The organism is Bacillus sp. ISL-77 (assembly GCF_018613105.1).
This window is the reverse complement of the sequence record NZ_JAGGQY010000016.1, coordinates 24718-43233: the sequence shown is the minus strand read 5'-3', so window position 1 is coordinate 43233 and position 18516 is coordinate 24718. Positions and strand designations below refer to the sequence as shown.

At 39.5% G+C, this 18516-nt stretch carries 24 protein-coding genes; 8 read left to right on the top strand and 16 right to left on the bottom strand.

Annotated elements, in window-relative coordinates:
- Positions 1-356: 356 nt before the first annotated feature.
- Positions 357-851 carry a hypothetical protein gene (locus tag J7E77_RS05960; protein ID WP_214713085.1) on the bottom strand — a complete coding sequence of 165 codons (495 nt, stop codon included), beginning with the start codon at positions 849-851 and terminating at the stop codon, positions 357-359.
- Between the two features lie 258 nt (positions 852-1109).
- Here J7E77_RS05960 and J7E77_RS05955 point away from each other — a divergent pair, with 258 nt between their 5' ends.
- Positions 1110-1319, top strand: coding sequence for an Ig-like domain-containing protein (locus J7E77_RS05955; protein WP_214713084.1), 210 nt, complete (start codon positions 1110-1112; stop codon positions 1317-1319).
- Positions 1320-1690: 371 nt separating this feature from the next.
- Here J7E77_RS05955 and J7E77_RS05950 read toward each other — a convergent pair whose 3' ends face one another.
- The 12 genes from J7E77_RS05950 to J7E77_RS05895 all read right to left on the bottom strand — a co-directional run bounded on the left by J7E77_RS05950 (position 1691) and on the right by J7E77_RS05895 (position 11832).
- Positions 1691-1834, bottom strand: a complete 144-nt coding sequence (locus J7E77_RS05950; protein ID WP_066248207.1) for a YvrJ family protein — start codon at positions 1832-1834, stop codon at positions 1691-1693.
- Between the two features lie 69 nt (positions 1835-1903).
- On the bottom strand, positions 1904-2122 hold the full coding sequence (locus tag J7E77_RS05945) for a DUF2922 domain-containing protein (protein WP_214713083.1): 219 nt from the start codon (positions 2120-2122) through the stop codon (positions 1904-1906).
- Between the two features lie 39 nt (positions 2123-2161).
- Positions 2162-2380, bottom strand: a complete 219-nt coding sequence (locus J7E77_RS05940) for a DUF1659 domain-containing protein (protein WP_214713082.1) — start codon at positions 2378-2380, stop codon at positions 2162-2164.
- A gap of 872 nt (positions 2381-3252) precedes the next feature.
- Complete coding sequence (locus J7E77_RS05935; RefSeq protein WP_214713081.1) at positions 3253-3756, bottom strand: fibronectin type III domain-containing protein; 504 nt, start codon at positions 3754-3756, stop codon at positions 3253-3255.
- Complete coding sequence (locus J7E77_RS05930) at positions 3735-4253, bottom strand: InlB B-repeat-containing protein (RefSeq protein ID WP_308160429.1); 519 nt, start codon at positions 4251-4253, stop codon at positions 3735-3737. Before J7E77_RS05930 ends, J7E77_RS05935 begins: the two co-directional genes overlap by 22 nt.
- A gap of 629 nt (positions 4254-4882) precedes the next feature.
- Positions 4883-6034 (bottom strand): asparaginase, encoded by a 1152-nt coding sequence (locus tag J7E77_RS05925; protein ID WP_214713079.1) that lies wholly within the window; start codon positions 6032-6034, stop codon positions 4883-4885.
- Positions 6035-6608: 574 nt separating this feature from the next.
- Entirely contained in the window at positions 6609-6878 is a 270-nt protein-coding gene (locus J7E77_RS05920; RefSeq protein WP_168241120.1) for an excalibur calcium-binding domain-containing protein, read from the bottom strand.
- An 866-nt stretch (positions 6879-7744) separates the two neighbouring features.
- A complete protein-coding gene (locus J7E77_RS05915) occupies positions 7745-7930 on the bottom strand; it encodes a hypothetical protein (protein WP_251027998.1) in 186 nt (61 codons plus the stop codon).
- Complete coding sequence (locus tag J7E77_RS05910) at positions 7927-8481, bottom strand: Ger(x)C family spore germination C-terminal domain-containing protein (protein WP_251028002.1); 555 nt, start codon at positions 8479-8481, stop codon at positions 7927-7929. The genes J7E77_RS05915 and J7E77_RS05910 overlap by 4 nt, the downstream gene beginning before the upstream one ends.
- Positions 8481-9140 (bottom strand): Ger(x)C family spore germination protein, encoded by a 660-nt coding sequence (locus tag J7E77_RS05905; RefSeq protein WP_214713077.1) that lies wholly within the window; start codon positions 9138-9140, stop codon positions 8481-8483. The genes J7E77_RS05910 and J7E77_RS05905 overlap by 1 nt, the downstream gene beginning before the upstream one ends.
- Positions 9124-10242 carry a GerAB/ArcD/ProY family transporter gene (locus tag J7E77_RS05900; protein ID WP_214713076.1) on the bottom strand — a complete coding sequence of 373 codons (1119 nt, stop codon included), beginning with the start codon at positions 10240-10242 and terminating at the stop codon, positions 9124-9126. The genes J7E77_RS05905 and J7E77_RS05900 overlap by 17 nt, the downstream gene beginning before the upstream one ends.
- Complete coding sequence (locus J7E77_RS05895; RefSeq protein WP_214713075.1) at positions 10243-11832, bottom strand: spore germination protein; 1590 nt, start codon at positions 11830-11832, stop codon at positions 10243-10245. It lies immediately after the preceding gene.
- 206 nt (positions 11833-12038) lie between these two features.
- Here J7E77_RS05895 and J7E77_RS05890 point away from each other — a divergent pair, with 206 nt between their 5' ends.
- From J7E77_RS05890 to J7E77_RS05860, 7 genes are all read left to right on the top strand, one after another.
- On the top strand, positions 12039-12896 hold the full coding sequence (locus J7E77_RS05890; protein WP_214713074.1) for a dimethylarginine dimethylaminohydrolase family protein: 858 nt from the start codon (positions 12039-12041) through the stop codon (positions 12894-12896).
- Positions 12897-13185: 289 nt separating this feature from the next.
- Entirely contained in the window at positions 13186-13662 is a 477-nt protein-coding gene (locus J7E77_RS05885; protein ID WP_214713073.1) for a DUF2975 domain-containing protein, read from the top strand.
- 10 nt (positions 13663-13672) lie between these two features.
- Entirely contained in the window at positions 13673-13894 is a 222-nt protein-coding gene (locus tag J7E77_RS05880) for a helix-turn-helix domain-containing protein (RefSeq protein ID WP_088089997.1), read from the top strand.
- 58 nt (positions 13895-13952) lie between these two features.
- On the top strand, positions 13953-14885 hold the full coding sequence (locus J7E77_RS05875; RefSeq protein WP_214713072.1) for an ABC transporter ATP-binding protein: 933 nt from the start codon (positions 13953-13955) through the stop codon (positions 14883-14885).
- A complete protein-coding gene (locus J7E77_RS05870) occupies positions 14878-15822 on the top strand; it encodes an ABC transporter permease (RefSeq protein WP_214713071.1) in 945 nt (314 codons plus the stop codon). The genes J7E77_RS05875 and J7E77_RS05870 overlap by 8 nt, the downstream gene beginning before the upstream one ends.
- Positions 15823-15870: 48 nt before the next feature.
- Complete coding sequence (locus tag J7E77_RS05865; protein WP_214713070.1) at positions 15871-16236, top strand: hypothetical protein; 366 nt, start codon at positions 15871-15873, stop codon at positions 16234-16236.
- 130 nt (positions 16237-16366) lie between these two features.
- Positions 16367-17131 (top strand): DUF817 domain-containing protein, encoded by a 765-nt coding sequence (locus J7E77_RS05860; protein WP_214713098.1) that lies wholly within the window; start codon positions 16367-16369, stop codon positions 17129-17131.
- Between the two features lie 129 nt (positions 17132-17260).
- Here J7E77_RS05860 and J7E77_RS05855 read toward each other — a convergent pair whose 3' ends face one another.
- The 3 genes from J7E77_RS05855 to J7E77_RS05845 all read right to left on the bottom strand — a co-directional run bounded on the left by J7E77_RS05855 (position 17261) and on the right by J7E77_RS05845 (position 17950).
- Complete coding sequence (locus J7E77_RS05855) at positions 17261-17404, bottom strand: YvrJ family protein (protein ID WP_214713097.1); 144 nt, start codon at positions 17402-17404, stop codon at positions 17261-17263.
- Positions 17405-17473: 69 nt separating this feature from the next.
- Positions 17474-17692, bottom strand: coding sequence for a DUF2922 domain-containing protein (locus J7E77_RS05850; protein WP_214713069.1), 219 nt, complete (start codon positions 17690-17692; stop codon positions 17474-17476).
- 39 nt (positions 17693-17731) lie between these two features.
- Positions 17732-17950, bottom strand: coding sequence for a DUF1659 domain-containing protein (locus J7E77_RS05845; RefSeq protein ID WP_214713068.1), 219 nt, complete (start codon positions 17948-17950; stop codon positions 17732-17734).
- Positions 17951-18516: the final 566 nt, after the last annotated feature.

The window sequence follows — 18516 nt, the reverse complement described above, 5'->3', positions numbered from 1 at the left end:
AGAAGAATTAAGTTTTAAGAGAGGTTTACTTTAGCATTGGTTTTCCGTCTCCAATCCAGATTATAAAGTAAAAAAAGGGCCAGGTCCCCACTACGTTAAGCATTATTGTAGTGGGGGCCTGACCCTTTTTCAATGGAATGGTACTAACCAAATGATATACCATGAGAACCGTCCCTGTGGAGCTTCGTTGTGGAAAAACTTCCCTTACATATCTGAAAAACCAATTATTTATCAATATTGGGGATATGGGCATGATTACAATGATGCTCGTAAATTACCTTAAACAATAATTTTATGTAAAATAGAAAAACTCAAACCATTACGATTGGTTTGAGTTTCTCTATTATAAGAATTATTTAAGGGATATATTGTTCTGTAATTTTAGTTACAATACCATTTTTTATTTCTATATGAAACGGAATTTGATGGTGCTTATCTCTCTGTTTTAAAAAGGTGATAAACTGACTTCTAGTTACTTTTTCGTTCCATTTGATTCCGTATAAACTTCGTGTCTGTAAGACATATTGGGCATTTTTTGAAATGGTAAAGGTACGTATCTTGGGATTAACGTTCCTAATCCAGTATCCATCTGGCGCATGATCCATTTCTTTACTGCATTTACAATCCTTTAAAAATTCTCTATCAGCGGCTTTTCCGAAATACCACTGTATATAATCAAATTTCGCCACCCATTTACCATGAACTTGTTGGAAAGAAGTAATATAGGTGGCTGCTTTATCCGTTGTGGGTTGAATTACTTTTGCATTTGCTTTGGAACTGGGTGAGGGCAGTAATAACAAAGTAAAAATTAATACAGGAAAGAATAGTTTAAAAACTCTTTGTAACTTCAATCGTAATTCCCCCTCTTATATATATCCTATAGTTAAAATATAAATGGTATAAATTAAAAACGGTGTCGATATAAGGGATAGCAGAAAATTAATTTTGAGAAAATAGTTGCTCCCTTTTTATCTAAGGCTTTCGAACTGTAATCTTATTGAACGGTCGGGAATTTTATGAATATATTCCTATCTTTTTACTGTAATTTGTAGAAAAAAGTCCATTTCCCTCTATGATATATTCATATAATTCCAAAAAGAGGAATTAGTATGGTAGAGAATGGGACAGCTTATTTTGAGGGTGTGATAAGTCCAACAAATGCAACAAATAAACTAATCACTTGGAGCAGCAACAACACAAAAGTGGCTACTGTTGACTCGAAAGGAAATGTCAAAGCTATTAAAGCGGGGTCAGCAGTCATTACTGCGACTACAAAAGATGGAGTCAAAAAAGCTTCCTTTGGTGTAACTGTTAAATAGTAGTGGAAACAGGGGGAAGGTTCTCCTGCTTCTTTTTCTAAGTAGGGGACATTTGCATAGAGGACAAATGAAAAGGGCTACTTAAATTATTAGAAACCCCTTCTTCTTATAAAAAGGATTTCTTTCATGTGAATAATATATGAAAAAATAGCAGGTAATATCATTTTCTAGAAAACAAGGAGAATATTTTACTATGAAAAAATTAGCAAAGGTTTTAATGGTTGGGACATTAACACTAAAACATTAAGTGCCTGTCACGACCCGGATTTTGTCGAAGATTGATAGGTTTTTAGCTTTTGGAAAATGAAAGAATAAAAACAAGAAACCACCATAGATCTACTTGATAATAGAGGCTAGGTGGTTTCTCTCTTTTAGGTTCGCTCCCTCATCCGCTCAGGAAGTGTCTGTATCGACTGGACAACCAAATCAAGCTTTGCTTCAATTCGGTAAAGCAAATAGAGCGTCACAACGATGGGGAATCCCACCTGGCTGATGATTGGAATCAACTGCTCCACTTTTCTCACCTCCTTACATTATTGATAAAAAGAGGCTGGGTTCATAATGAATCCGGCCTCTCACTTTTATTAGGCAATCACGTAATCTGTCACATTGCGGTCGATCACTCTTGCTCCTTTTGCAGCAACAAACTTGCCGCTGTTTGTTGTGAAAACTTCAGATGCAATAATCTGCGCCATCGATAATTTTACGACTTCTTCATCGATTGGCTCTTTTGGGTTATCAACGGAAAGGCTCGCCGTCTTTCCAAACTCCGTGGCAAATTGCAATTCCAATGTTTTTGCCATTTCTTTCACCTCCCATCACTTTATTATTTTGTTAGACTATTAACCTAGAATTGCGATGCTATCATTCCGCTCCACTTTGTTTAGCGTGTCATTGCATAGAACAGCAACTGCTAGTGCAGCTTGCGATAATTGATCCGCAGTAGCTGCCTTGGTGACATTGCTAAACGTTTTCGCTTTGAGGATGGGATTTCCCTCGTCATCCATGCCCGCTTCAAATACGATGCGAAGCTTCGTTACTTCTAATAACGCTAGTGCCATTGTCTCTCACCACCTTTCACCTTCTATATAGAAAAAAGTCGGTAAAATGGACAGGGTAGGGAGAAGAGAGAAGATAAATAAATTGAAAAATGCCCTGGAGAGGATAGCGTCTCCCAGGGCATTTTAATAGAGTTTTCGAGATTTCGTAGACGATCCGCAAATAAAAGCAGTGAATCCGCAAATAAAAGCCAAATTTGCGCAAATAAAGCTAACTTTTAGGCGGAGGAGGGAGCCTGGAGGGGGAAAATTAGCACAATGAGCAGCTTATCAGCGAATTATTGAAGGATATCAGCGAACTGGACAATTTTTCAGCGAAAATCCCACTTTTATCAGCGAAACTAGCATCTTATCAGCCCATGAATCTCCGAAGCTGCAAAGTAAGAACCCATAATTGTGTTATATTAATCTGAAGTTTGAGAGGGTTTCCAATTATTATCCAGCAAATGTCATAAGTTTTGGAAAATATGTAGTAAGTGCCTGAATATATGTAATAAGAGTCGGAAAATATGTAGAAAGAATCCAGGTGCCTGTCACGTCCCGGAATTTGTCGAAGATTGCTAGGTTTTTAGATTGTTGAAAATGAAAGATAAAGACAAGAAACCACCTTTCCTCTACTTAATAGTAGAGGAAAGGTGGTTTCTCAAATTTATGCCCGCTCCCTCATCCAATTTGGTTCCTTTGAGAAAAATATGGGAATCATTGCATTTTTCGTCACTTTTTGATAATGCAATAAGGGGCAAGGGCACTTTTTAATTAGTGTCCCTTGCCCCTTATTCAGGTTATAGTCCAATTTTTAACTAAGCGATTCTTGTAATATTAAGGTCTAAACGAGATAACAGTTGTATAGGAGCTGTAGATTTTCTTACCGCTGACTATACGGTAGGCCCGAACTTTGTAGTAATAGTTCTTCCCTTTGTTAGTCTCGTATTTGTATAGCTTACCTGTGACCCAGATGTAAGGGTAGCAATCTTAGTGTAAGTTCCTGTCTTGGTTGTCGCACGAAACAGTTCATTGCCGCTTGCCTCGGTTTCTTTGCTCCAAGAAAGCTTAACTGAAGTGCTGCTGACTCTTGTTGCTTTATGTGCAAATGGTGAAGAAAGAACCGGTTTTATACTTGTGGTACTTGAAAACGAACCATATACCTTTGTGCCATTAACAGATCGGTAGGCTCTTATTTTATAATAGTACGTTCTTCCTGTGATTAAGGAGCTGTTTGTATAGCTCGTTCCAGATATGGTTGGTAGTTTAGTATAAGTACCTGCAAAAGCTGTGGATCGATAAACTTCATATCCATTTGCCCCGCTGACTGGGAGCCAGCTTACCGATACTTTGTTATAACCTCTGGAAGAGGATTTCACAGCTGTAACGGTTGGCAATAAAGGTTTTCCAGTAACCACACTTGAGTAAGGGCTGTAAACCTTGGTCGTTCCATCAACTGTTGGAAGGCGATTATTTTATAATAATAGGTTCCATTGGTTGTTAGACTTTTGTTGAGATAACTCACTGTGGTGCCTGACACGGTAGCTATTCTGCTATACATTCCAGAAAGGGAAGTGGAACGATAGATATCATATCCTTTTGCTCCTGTGACAGGGGTCCAAGTGATTTTTACGGTATCGTATCCGGCTGAAATAGCTTTTACAGCTGTAGGAGTACTAGGATTTTTAATATATTGGGCACAGGCTTTCATGTTGGACTGAATTGTGATCGGAAACTTGATTTTTGTTCGATAGCTTGAATCTGCATACCAGCCCAAAAACGTATAACCAGATTTGCTTGGATGCCCCGGATCGTTAATCGCAGATCCATACTCATTGGTTTGGGAAGAGTAAGTGTGCCCCACATCCAAGAAGGAAACCGTGTATAAATTTATCGTGTAATTTGCTGTTACCGTTACACATATCTTATATCAATCAAATTTTGGTCCCAGTCTGTAAAGGTATAGCCAACCTTTGTGGGGCTATCGGGCGGCGTGTAGCTTTTGGCCGATCCAAGGCTCAGGTAACAGAAGAGTTTAAAGAAATGTATCATCGATGGAAAGCAGGAAAGATAACAGCAGTGAGGGCCATGCAGGAAGTAAGGCTAAAAAAGACGACCTTTTATAAACTTGTCAGGGAGTATGAAGAAGTAGCACAAGAATAAGTCTAAATAATAGGAAGAAACACGTCAAAAAAATTAGCATCTGCCAATGAGCAGATGCTGTTTTTACAAAAGGGGGAATACATTATCATATTTGCCAGTTTTTCAGATTTATATACATATATTTTTAAAAAGTTATAGCGTCGGATTATGTGTTAAGTCTCATTAAAAAACCATTATTAATACTCTCACACTAGCAAAATCAGGTCAATCTGTTGTGGATCTATGATTCAAACCATTTTTTCTAATGGGACACAATAGAATTAAGTCTCATGAGTTGTTATTTTTTTCAAAAGAAAAAGACCGAAAGAGTGGTATTATCCCCTACAGGTAGACAGTAACTTAGCTATGCTGAATCAAGCCTTAGTATTCGTTGAAATACTCTTGGATCTTGTTAGAGTCTTCGGTTTTGGTGAGTGCCAACATCAACAGGATACGAGCTTTTTGAGGGTTAATGTTGCCAGAATTGACGAAGTGGTTGTCTACGTCAATTTGTTCGTGAGTAACCATGCCTACTGGTACACGGGTGTCACGAACAACGACAACACCATTCTTCACAGCATCCTGCAGACCCGGAAGCGTTTTTTCATGGATAGAACCGTTACCTGTACCAGCGTGGATAATTCCCTTCGCACCGGCAGCAACCGTAGCGTCAACTATTACACGGTCATCATTGGCATGTGAATAAACAATATCAACACGATGCAGATTGTCTTCAGTGATCTTGCGAATGTCAAACTCGGACTCAGTGGTGTGCTTTTTAATTGGCAGGTTATAGAAATAGGGATTACCGCCTTGTATATAGCCGAGGGAGCCGAGCTCCGGATTATTGAAGGCATCAACGTCGGTGGTATTAGTTTTAAATGTGTCGCGAGCGCTTCCAATCTTGTCATTCATGGTGATCAGGACGCCCTTGCCGCGAGCTTCTTTGGAACCAGCAAGTGCTACAGCGTTGTACAGGTTCAACGGACCGTCAGCAGAGATTGACGTAGAGGGGCGCATTGAACCAACCACGACGATCGGTTTATCAGAATGAACAGTCAGGTTGAGAAAGTAAGCCGTTTCCTCCATTGTGTCGGTACCGTGGGTGATGACAACACCGTCACACTTTGGATCATCCAATTCCTTTTGGACCTCCTTCGCCAGTTTGACCATTATGGCATTAGTGTTAGACGTACCAGAATCAATGCGTGATACCTGCTCAGTGGAAATGTTAGCAATATCCTTTATCGTAGGAACTGCTTCTATTAGTTGATTTGGGGTTAGGACGCCAGCCTGATAGCCGGTTGTTTGGGTAGAAGTAGAACCAGTTCCTGCGATGGTGCCACCCGTTGCCAGAATTTTAATGTTAGGTAATTTTTTCTCAACAGGATTGGCTGTATTAGATGTTGTAATCTGTTTAGCTTCAACAGGATGCGATGCACCAGTGTAACTTGAAGAGATGGTGATAATCCCGGTCGACATTAATGCTAGTGTGGTGATAGCAACTTTTTTCTTTGTAATTAGTTTCTTCATTAGAAATTCCTCCATATAACGTGTGATTGGTAAAAATAAAAGTGAAACTTCCATCAGTGGGATCTTACTGCCCGTTAATTCGGGATAAATCTTAGTAAGCGCTTTCGTTTTGTTCTAAAAAAGGATAATTTTAATTTATAATAAGAACTACTAAAAACTACAAAAACTCACAAAAAAATGAAAATTTAAAAAAAAGATTTTTTTAATACCAGTTAGTTCTTTGGGTTCTGGTGCAAAAACTTGAAGACAATTGCAAGTAATCTCTAAATCTTGAATACTTTTAGTCTCAGTGGAAGCATTACGAACTTGAAATTACTCTTTTCACAGTAAGGTGGTACTTACGGTACAACTTGAGGATGGCGGAAGAAGAGAAAGGGATCGAATTCGAACACGGAAGCGTGAGGCAATTGATTTGGCTCTACAAAACAGCACAACTTTCGGTCGGCCTTTAAGCCATCATTACGGTTTGGCGGTAACGAGTAACATATTCTCCAACGAAGAGAGCCACAATCTCTCAGAAAACAACCAAAAATAAAGGAGGACTGATCAGCCCTCCTTTTGATATGTATACCTATTATCGCTCACATGCAATAAAATCTTTATCCCGGTCACTTTTTTTATTAGCGTCATACAGCGCTTTTGAAACATATGGCTTGTACTTAGTTTTCCCACCCTTGTTTTTAACATTAGATGCTCTTGCCACTCCACCTTTGAAATCCTTATTCAAAGCAGTACAGTTTTGGTAAGTTTTAATCTTTACCTGTGCTTCCGCAGAATCAGTCAAACTGAAGGATAACCCCACAACTAATCCCAAAGATAGTAAAATAGTAAACAACTTTTTCATATTTTTCATACTCCTTATATTGAAATCTTATTTCCATAGTAGGATATTATTAGGAAAATATCAATGCAAATATGCTGAGTTCCGGTACATTGGCACTACCTCACATAGTCCTATTTATCCCCGACAGACAGATCAGTATAAAGCATCCAATGAATCATCCTTGCTTTTATTCCTTAATTTTAATAACATTCTAGATTATTTCCCCAAACTAAGTTACTAGAGGAAAATAAACAACTAGTTACAATAATGGGTTTGGGCACTGACCCTGGTTCAGTAGCTAAACAAGGTTCCTTTTTAAAAGAGTCATGGTTGAAGACAGCCCTCGACATTCTTTTTATACTTTTAAAGGGATAAAGTCGGGAGTGGTGTGTGCTGAGGCCACTATTAATTAAACGTTTGTGTAGTAGGGAATGGACGGGCAAATAAAAGAATTATGTAAGTTTAATAGAAACCTATCTGATTTTGTGGAAAGTTGGGTTATTTCCTGCGGAATTTATTTCCGGTTCTCGACAATTATCATTCTTGCTTGGCAGGGAGGGTGTTTATAATTCAGTACTTATAACTGTTTTAACCAAACGTTTGAATAGTATAGCCTATATGGAATTTAGTCGAACAGCTGTCGATTCGTGACAAACGTGGTTTGGATGCTTTCTATCTCCTATAGCATATTGGAGTGTATTTGATTAGGGCATTAATCATCCCCTTATAACAAATAATAATAAAAATAATTCAACATTTTAAATAACAAAGGGAACTAAAAAAGGAGAAGAGTAGTCATCATCGGACAATTTCTCTTCTCCTTTTGTTGTGAAGTGTTCTACAACTTGATTATTCAATTAATTTCCCTAATGGCTTGTAGATTCTATCTACCAAATCGGAAGGTCCGGGCGTATCCGGGTAAAAGAGAAGAATGAAACTAAGAATCCACCCCATTGCCAGCAGGCATACAAAAACAATTTTCTCTTTTTTTCCTTTGACTTTATTTTTGGCCATTCGTATAAAAACATGAGAGCTAAAACGATTGTAAACGCAAAAACAATCGCCCATTTCATATATCTTCCACCTCACTTTTCGGTACTGCAGGTGGATCAGTAGAAAGGCCTGGTCGTAGAATTTTAACATCAATATCATACTCTATTTCAACAGTTGGAAAAATTTCATCCCAATTTACTTTAGCTGATTGCCACTCTTTCGTGTATTTACGCTGAAAACTTCTATGAAAGTTAAAGATGTCCACATTCATTTCTTGTTGCACTTCTTCAACCGCTTCCTGTATTCTTTCTTCTATCTTTTCTTCAAATTTCCTTTCAAGCATCCTCATACTCTTAGGATCTCTTAAGTCCAAGGTGCTGGCATTTTGAATCACATCATCCTCTACTTTGCAATTAATCGTTATTTTCCATGTTTCATTTTCAATTCGCGGAATCAGCTTCGTATAGGAACGAATCATTTCACCTGTGACCTTGCCTTCCCCCTCTTCTACATCAACCGTGATGGTCGCAGATTTAATTTCATCTCTTACCCATAATAATCCCCTTGTGACTGATTCATCTAAGGTACCAACCATTTTATCTCCTTTAAACACGGCGGTACCGCTTAGCATCAATTGCTTTTATCCTTCATTTTTCCTTCATCCTTTTTGGAGGAAATACTTGTAACCATAGGCAATGCCGCTCCTCCTGTTTCACTTGCAAACATTTGCAGCAGTTCACTCATCGTAATATCCATTCCTATCTGAAACTGGGCTAATTCAGTAAGGGTCTCTGAGGAACTATTTTCTAAATGGGGCAGGCTTGAAATAAGATCCTTAGCCGTTCCTTCACTTACGAAAACATTGTTTCTTAATCGAGCTTCTGGTAATCGTGAAAAGAAGTCCATATGCTCTCGGATTCCTTTTTCCGCTAGTACTTCTCCAACTACGGTTGCAGAACCATGCCCCCAAAACAAGTTGCGAGCAATTTTTTGCTGCAGCTTCGATCTAGCTGCAGCCATTGTCTCACCAGTTGCAGATTCAACAAAGGATGTTCGTGAACCTGGAGCTCCTCCACCTTCCTTTATTGCCGCACTCATAGTCTCTGGTATAACTATTTCTACGGAAAGCTCAATTTCATTTTCATTATAGTAATCAATTCCTGTGCTTAGGACAATCGCCACATCATTAACTTCACGGCGATCCCAACATCCGGTAAGGAAAAAAAGTGTATGCCACATCAATACCATCACGAAGGTTTTACAAATCGTTTGATTAACTATTGAGTTCATCTTTTAATCCCTTCCTTTGTTCCACTCTTTTACGTACTAGAGTAATGATTAACAAAAGGGCAGGAAGGATTATTTGCAGCGATAGCATGTAAAAGACACTAGAAGTTCCAAGAAAACTCTTTAATTCTGTCAGATTAGGGGCAGACCACCGAGCGAATAAAATTAAAAGGAAGCCAAGTGGAAATACAATGGGTTTGTAATTGGAAAGCTTTAGCCATTGAGCGGTGCCTAGTGCCAAAGCATAAAAAAATACAGAAATTTTTATAAAAGTTCCTAATACCCATAGTGCCATTACAATCGATTCCAAGTGTTGAAAAAATTTCGCTATACTAACGTATTTTCCTGCATTCATTACCGGATAACTTAAATCGGCAGTTATTTCACCAAATATACAAAGGGCTGCCAAATTGGTTAGAACCATAATAAATACTACGCTGAGTACGGAAAGGTTTCCCCATAATAATCCTTTTTTCTGATCCGATAAATAAGGTAGAAAAAAGGCGATAAGAATATATTCGCTAAACCAGGATGCTGGAGAGGCTGCTCCTAAAAAGGAAGGCTTGAGACCTTTTTCCAGTATAGGGAGCATATTGGTTAGATCCAAATCCTTGATTAGGAAAAGGACAAGCGTCAACCAGAGTAATATCACAATAGGGACAAAATGCTGCGCCGCTCTAGCGATCGTTTCTAATCCGCCGCGGACAGCAAAAGCGCAAACGAGTGTCATACTTCCTAAAATGACCATCTGAGGGGTCTGAAACAAAAAGTTACCCGAGATAAACTCTCCATATTCTCTTATCACAATGCCATTTATATGTAAGTATAAAAATAGATATAAAAAACCAATGATCTTTCCAGGGATATTTCCAATAATACGTTTACTATATTCAATAATTGTTTCTCTTGGATAGTGTTTATGTAATTCATAAGCAATCCATACAGCCAAAAAACCAAAGAAGGAACCCCAAATAGGGGATATCCACATATCACGCTCTGCTTTGGCTGCTGTAATCGAAGGAAGGATCAGTAGAGCGGTAGCCAAGATGGTAGGATGCATCATGATGGCCAGTTGAAAAGATGAAATTTTCCCTTTTTCAATCATTTATTCACCCCCATGAGTTGGGCCTGGTTTTTGACCAGGAGCTTGACGGTACTTGTTATAATCCCCTGTCAAATGAGGGCGGGAAGAATAAGCCCACCTTGGAAGTCTAAAAAATACATCTTTCATTTCGCTTCCCTTCATCGGTGCAATGGGAGACAAATACGGTACCCCAAAAGAACGTAATGTGCATAAGTGGGTAACAATCATAATGACCCCCAGCATAATTCCCAATAATCCTAACGTTCCTGCTAGGATAAGCATGGGAAAGCGCAGCAATCTAAGAGCCATTCCAGCATTATATCTAGGGATGCCAAACGAAGCGATTCCTGTTACAGCAACAACCATTACCATAGGGGCAGAAACAATTCCAGCTTCAACTGCTGCCTGTCCAATCACTAGTGCTCCGACAATACTTACAGCTGCCCCCATCTGTTTGGGCAATCGAATTCCAGCTTCTCTTAAAATCTCAAACATAATCTCCATCGAAATTGCTTCGATTAAGGCGGGAAATGGGATGGGTTCACGTGACGCTGCCATACTGATTAAAAGTGCAGTTGGAACCATTTCATGATGATACGATAAAACGGCTACATATAAAGAAGGGAGCAAAAGCGAAATGACGATAAATAAAAAACGAAGCCAGCGGATAAATGTACTTATAATTGGACGTTGATAATAATCTTCTGAAGCTTGCATCAGAGAATAGAACGTGGTTGGAGCAACCAGTACAAAAGGAGTGCCATCTGTTATAATCGCAACATGTCCTTCCAATAAATAGGATGAAATAACATCCACCCGTTCCGAATTTAATACTTGGGGAAAAGGAGAATACGGATTATCCTCAATAAATTCCTCAATATACTCGCTTTCCAATATCCCATCGACATCAATTCGATTTAGGCGATTTTCAACCTCCGTGATGAGATTCTGATCTGCTACTCCATCAATATAAGCTACTGCTACACTTGTTTTGGTTAATCTGCCTATTGTGGTTTTTTTTATTTTTAACGTTGGACTTTTGATTTTACGTCGAAGGAGAGCAATATTAACCCCGATGGATTCGATGAATCCTTCGCGTGGTCCCCGTATTACTGATTCAGCAGATGGTTCCTCAATTGCCCTTTTTTCCCATTTTGCTAAACCGACAGAAAATCCTTCACCTTTTTGGTCTATAAGAATGACAGGGTTTCCTGATGAAATTTGATCAATCACATCTGTATATGTTTCTACTGTACTAATATTAGAGTTAGAAATCTTTTGTTTCAGATTAGAGGAAGTATTTTCAGAATTTTGCTCTCCAGATTCCTTCAAAAGTGGGGAAAGGATAGTATCGTTAATCCCTTCTACATCCGTTAAGCCTTCAATGTAAATTAACACTGCTTTCTCTTTTCCTTCTATTAAGAAGGAGTGAAAAATAACATCGGGACAATTCTCATAAATGGAATTTAGATTAGTAATATTTTCATTCAAATCATCTAATAGAACATCTTCTGGTTTTGATGATGGAGCTTTATTTTCTTTAGAGTCAGTAGATGTTTGATTTTGAAATAATGATTGAATTTTTTTAGGCTTTCTCCACTTACTACGCATCTACAACAATCTCCTAATGTACCAACATTGTTTTTTTATTATGTTTTAAAAAAATAAAAATATGCACATTTTGGTAATTTTATCCTCCGCTAAATCCCTCATTAAAGACCCTATGATGCAAAGAGATTTCCTATTGTCTCTGTTTGTAAATATTAACGATAGATTAGGAAAACCTAATTAAAAAGAGAACGCAGGAGGGCAGCAAAATGGCAGAAATCCCAAAGACAAACAACAAGACTTTTTGCATGAGTGAATACGATGTATTAAAACGAGTAATCCTTTGTCAGCCTCAATATATGACGATCCGCGAAGTAATTAATGAAACGCAAGAGCATTTTAAGAATGAAGGTATCCATATTGAACGCGCGCTTGAGCAGCACAGTAAATTTGTCAAAACGCTAAAGCAGAATGGCATCGAAGTTATTTTATTGCCTTATCATAAAAAATATCCTGAACAGGTCTTTACCCGGGATATTGGTTTTACTCTAGGGCAAACAATCTTTGTTGCTAATATGGCAACGGATGTTCGTGCAGGGGAGGAAAACGTTTTAAAACAATGGCTGGAGGATGAAGAAATCTCTTATTATAATTTAGCCGAGGAACGAATTGAGGGCGGAGATGTTGTGATTGATCGGGAAACAATTTATGTGGGGCTCAGCAATCGGACGGACCAAAAAGCTGCTGAGCAATTGCAGCGTCTTTTGAATCAATTCAATATCATTCCCATCTCTTTTAAAGCAAAATACCTGCATCTGGATTGTATATTTAATGTCGTTTCTCCTGATGTGGCCCTTATTTACCCAAATGCCTTAACGAAAAAAGACATCGAGCTTTTTGCTTCACGTTATGAATTAATTGAAGTTTCGGAAGAAGAACAATTTCAATTAGGTACAAATGTATTGAGTATCGGGAACAAACGGGTATTAAGTCTGCCGGTCAACGAAAAGGTAAACAAGCAGCTTCGTAACCGAGGCTTTCAAGTTATTGAAGTGGATATCACAGAAATCATTAAATCTGGTGGCTCCTTCCGTTGTTGTACTCTTCCTATCTTACGAGAAACGTAAAATAATCATATAAAAATGACCATATAAACAACCCACAAGCCCGTAAAGGGTGAGGTTGTTTATATAGTCATAAGATACATAATTTAGCTTTTTACGTTTTAACCTGGGAGTACGTGAATAGTGTGAATTTATAGAGCATTTCTTTGTGATGAGGAATGTTTTTTATTTTTGTCTAAAATTAACATTTGTTTATCAATAAAAATATTATAAAAAATAATAAAAGTTTATTGAAAATCAATAAATAATGTGTTAAATTTCAAATAGACAATAAATATGTGAGGTGCTTTTTATGAAACGAGGGTCAACACTATTTTTAAGGATGGCTGTTTTTCTTATTGGAACTCCAGTTCTAGCTTTGTGTATATTTGGGTTGCCTTGGTTAGCTAAGAATTCAGTAAATCCAGATTATGCCCATATCCTATATCCCATTTTAATAGGTATGTATGTATCAGTAATCCCGTTTTTCGTTGCATTGTATCAGGCTCTTAAACTTTTAAGCTATATTGACAAGAACCAAGCTTTCTCTGAATTGTCTGTTAAAGCTCTAAAGAATATTAAAATCTGTGCAATGACAATCAGTGGTTTGTTTGTGGTAATTTTGCCATTTGTTTATCTCGTAGCAGATCTAGACGATGCCCCAGGTCTCATCATAATCGGAATGGTCCCTATCTTTGCTTCAATAGTAATCGCAGTATTCGCTGCTGTTCTTCAAAGACTTTTACAAGAAGCGATTGATATAAAATCGGAAAATGACTTAATCGTTTGAGGTGATAACAATGGCAATGATAATCAATATTGATGTGATGCTGGCGAAAAGGAAAATGAGCGTAACAGAACTCTCGGAAAGGGTTGGAATCACGATGGCTAACCTTTCTATATTGAAAAATGGAAAGGCAAAAGCAATTAGGCTTTCAACTTTAGAAGCGATTTGTAAGGCTTTAGAATGTCAGCCTGGAGATATTTTAGAATACCGAAGTGATGAAGACATCCAAGATTAATAAGGCATTGTGAACAAAAGGACGAAACGTCCAAATTCATCATTAAAGGAGGACATGTATGAGCAACGAACCTATCATCAGCTTGAGTCATGTGACCAAACGGATTGGCCGGACCACCATCATCGACGATCTTACATTTGACGTACCGCAAGGCGAAATTTTCGGCTTCCTTGGTCCAAATGGGGCCGGTAAAACAACCACAATCCGCATGATCGTCGGACTGATGTCGATCACTAAGGGACAGATACTGATTAAGGGGAAAAATATCAAAACCGAATTCGAGCAAGCGATCCGGCACGTCGGCGCCATCGTGGAAAGTCCAGAAATGTACAAGTATCTGAGCGGGTACCATAACCTCGTTCACTACGCCCGCATGGTGCCGGGGGTAACCAAGGAACGGATTGACGAAGTGGTGTCGCTGGTCAAGCTGGAAAACCGCATCCATGACAAAGTCAAAAAGTACTCGCTCGGCATGCGCCAGCGTCTGGGAGTCGCCCAGGCACTGCTGCATCGGCCGTCCCTGCTGATTCTCGATGAACCGACGAACGGTCTTGACCCGGCGGGGATTCGCGAACTGCGCGATTATTTGCGGCATTTGACCCGTACGGAAGGAATCACCGTTATCGTCTCCAGCCATCTGTTGTCCGAGATGGAGCTCATGTGCGACCGGGTCGCCATCCTCCAGCAGGGCAAGCTAGTCCATGTGATGCCGGTTCAGCAGTTTACCCAAGGGAACGATCAAGCTCAAACGTATCTAATTCAAGCACAGCCAGCGGAACAGGCATTGGTGACCATGAGGCAGATGGATGGGGTTCAGGAGGTCAAGCTCGCTCAGGAGGGGATCATCGAGGTCACCACCGAGCGGGAACACATCCCAGACATTCTGACAGGGATGATGCAGAACCATATTCGTATCTATGGCGTGCAAATGGTTTCCCAGTCTCTAGAAGATCGATTCTTGGAAATAACGGGGGGTGGACAAATTGGTTAATCTAGTACTCAATGAAAATATGAAGATTTACCGACGGGTGCGAACGTGGATCCTGGTCGGACTTATGGCCGCTTTTGTGCTTTTTGTCAACATCATTGAATGGCATTCCGATGGAAAAAAGGCGCAAGGCGAAGGCTGGCGGGCAGAACTGTTACAGGAGAAGCAGCAATGGAGCGAAATTCTGAAGCAGCCCAAGCTGGATGAAGAGGATCGAATGTTCTACCTGCAGCAGATTGCCGTCAACGACTATCACTTGGAGCAGAATATTCGCTCGACGGACGGCACGATGTGGGATGGTGTGAACGGTTCAGCCAATCTGATGATCGTGATTACCATTTTCACCATCATCATTGCGGGAGACAGTCTGGCAGGCGAATTTTCATCCGGCACCATCAAGCTGCTGCTCATCCGGCCAGCCAACCGGGTCAAGATCCTCGTCTCCAAGTATATCTCTTTTCTGTTGTTCAGCATGCTGTTGTTACTCACTCTGTTTGTCATATCCGTCGCGGTCAACGGAATCTTATACGGCTTTGGATACATGGATCTACCGTTGATCAGCATGACTGCGGAAGGGCAAATCGTCGAAAGGAATATGGTCTTCAATCTGTGGAAAACGTATATGCTGGGCGGTGTATCCACTGTCATGTATGTAACCATGGCCTTTATGATCTCGTCCGCCTTCCGAAGCAGCGCGATGGCTATCGGGTTTTCCATCGGCGCCTTGTTTGCGGGTAATATTATTCTGGAGGCACTGCAGCGGTTCGATTGGAGCAAGTACCTGTTGTTCGCCAACACCGATCTCACGCAGTACCTGACCGGACGTCCTTTCCAAGAGGGAATGACATTGTCCTTTTCCATCGGAGTGCTCGCTGTCTATTTCCTCGTGTTCAATCTGATTTCCTGGCTCCTTTTTACACGTAGAGACGTGGCGGCCTAAGCTTGCCGATTATATAACAATTAAGATTCACCAAGGAAGTGATTCAAATTGATAAAAAATATTAGCCTTATAACTGATAACATAAAAGATTTTTCATTACAAAATATAGAGTTTATTGTTGGATTCCTTTTGAACTTTCAAAATAGGTCTTTTGAAGACAATTGTGTACTCGACATAGATTTTATTATTAAGGATAAAGAAAAACAATATATTGCCTGCTTTCGCTTCTACAACCCTAAGAGTATCAATTTTGAAAGTGGGGGTATCTATCATCAAATGTCAATCGAGATTTACGATATAAGGGATAGAGGTTGGGGAAATAAGAAATATGAAGTGATAGACTACGAAGATGATACCTTACACTTTTATTGTTCAGACATTGAAATTATTTCTTTAAGAGAACTCAATAAGTAATTTAGTCCTATTTAGCTACCATGAAAATAATCTTCTGAAATTCTGATGAATCAAATTCATAAAAGGGGATTTACTAATGAATTTAACCATTCAAAATTATTCTCAGAAAAAACCTTTGAGGGTACAAATCATGAGAGCAATAAAACAACTCGTTCGTTTTGGTTGGGAGCAGGCCCTATCATGTTTGTTTCCTGTGATTATTTTTGCCTCTTTGGCTTTTACACAAATCATGCCACTTCCCTACCTGCCACGGTATGACTGGCTGCTCATCATCTGCCTTCTGATGCAGTGTTGGATGGTGCGTTCTGGGCTTGAAACACGGGATGAACTAAAGGTTATCACATTGTTCCATCTTATTGGTCTTGCTCTTGAACTTTTCAAGGTACATATGGGCTCCTGGTCTTATCCAGAGGAAGGATATTTCAAAATTTTTGGAGTGCCTTTGTATAGTGGATTCATGTACGCAAGTGTAGCGAGTTTTCTTTGCCAGGCATGGAGGAGGCTTAAGGTTGAACTGATTAAGTGGCCGCCGTTTTTGGTAGTTGTACCTCTTGCAGCTGCGATTTATTTGAATTTTTTCACCCACCATTATTGGATTGACTTTCGTTGGTGGTTATCTGGCCTTGTTATTATCGTCTTTTGGCAATCATGGGTCACATACGAGGTTGATGGAACTCGTTACCGTATGCCGCTCGCACTTTCCTTTGTGCTCATCGGATTTTTTATATGGATAGCCGAAAATATCGCAACGTTTTTTGGAGCGTGGAAATATCCAAACCAAACCGATGCATGGAGTCTCGTTCATCTAGGAAAGGTGAGTTCATGGCTCTTATTAGTGATTGTTAGCTTTCTAATAGTAGCGACGTTAAAGCAGGTTAAGGGGAAAATTCCATAAATTTTGTGCCTGTCACGCCCCGAACTTTGCCGAAGATTGATAGGTTTTTAGAGTGGTGGAAAGTGAAAGAATAAAACAAGAAACCACCTTGGATCTACTTGATAGTAGAGGCTAGGTGGTTTCTCTTTTTTATGCCCGCTCCCTCATCCGCTCAGGAAGTGTCTGTATCGACTGGACGACTAAATCAAGCTTTGCTTCAATTCGGTAAAGCAAATAAAGCGTCACAACGATGGGGAATCCCACCTGGCTGATGATTGGAATCAACTGCTCCACTTTTCTCTCCTCCTTCCACTTGTTATAAAAAGAGGCTGGGTTCATCATGAATCCGGCCTCTCACTTTTATTAGGCAATCACGTAATCTGTCACATTGCGGTCGATGACTCTTGCTCCTTTTGCAGCTACAAACTTGCCACTGGCCGTTGTGAAAACTTCAGATGCAATAATCTGCGCCATTGATAATTTTACAACTTCTTCATCAATCGGCTCTTTAGGGTTATCGACGGAAAGACTCGCCGTCTTTCCAAACTCCGTGGCAAATTGCAATTCCAATGTTTTTGCCATTTCTTTCACCTCCCATCACTTTATTATTTTGTTAGACTATTAACCTAGAATTGCGATGCTATCATTCCGCTCCACTTTGTTTAGCGTGTCCTTGCAAAGAACAGCAACTGCTAGTGCAGCTTGCGATAATTGATCCGCAGTAGCTGCCTTGGTGACATTGCTAAACGTTTTCGCTTTGAGGATGGGATTTCCCTCGTCATCCATGCCCGCTTCAAATACGATGCGAAGCTTCGTTCCTTCTAATAACGCTAGTGCCATTGTCTCTCACCACCTTTCACCATCTATATAGAAAAAAGTCGGTAAAATGGACAGGGTAGGGAGAAGAGAATTTTAATAGAGTTTTCGAGATTTCGTAGACGATCCGCAAATAAAAGCCAAATTTGCGCAAATAAAGCTAACTTTTAGGCGGAGGAGGGAGCCTGGAGGGGGAAAATTAGCACAATGAGCAGCTTATCAGCGAATTATTGAAGGATATCAGCGAACTGGACCATTTTATCAGCGAAACTAGCATTTTATCAGCCAATGAATCTCCGAAGCTGCATAGTAAGGACCCATTATTGTGTTATATTAATCTGAAGTTTGAGGCGATTCCAATTATTATTCGGTAAATGTCGTAAGTTTTGGAAAATATGTAGTAAGTGCCTAAATATATGTAATAAGAGTCGGAAAATATGTAGTAAGAGTCAAAAAATATGTAATAAGAAGCAATAATTACGAAATAAGGATCTGAAGTTTGAGAGGATTACTCATGGAGGAGCTCGTTAATATGATATTTTGTGTAAAGTTACACTTCAATAGTTGAGCATATATGATTTATTAAACGA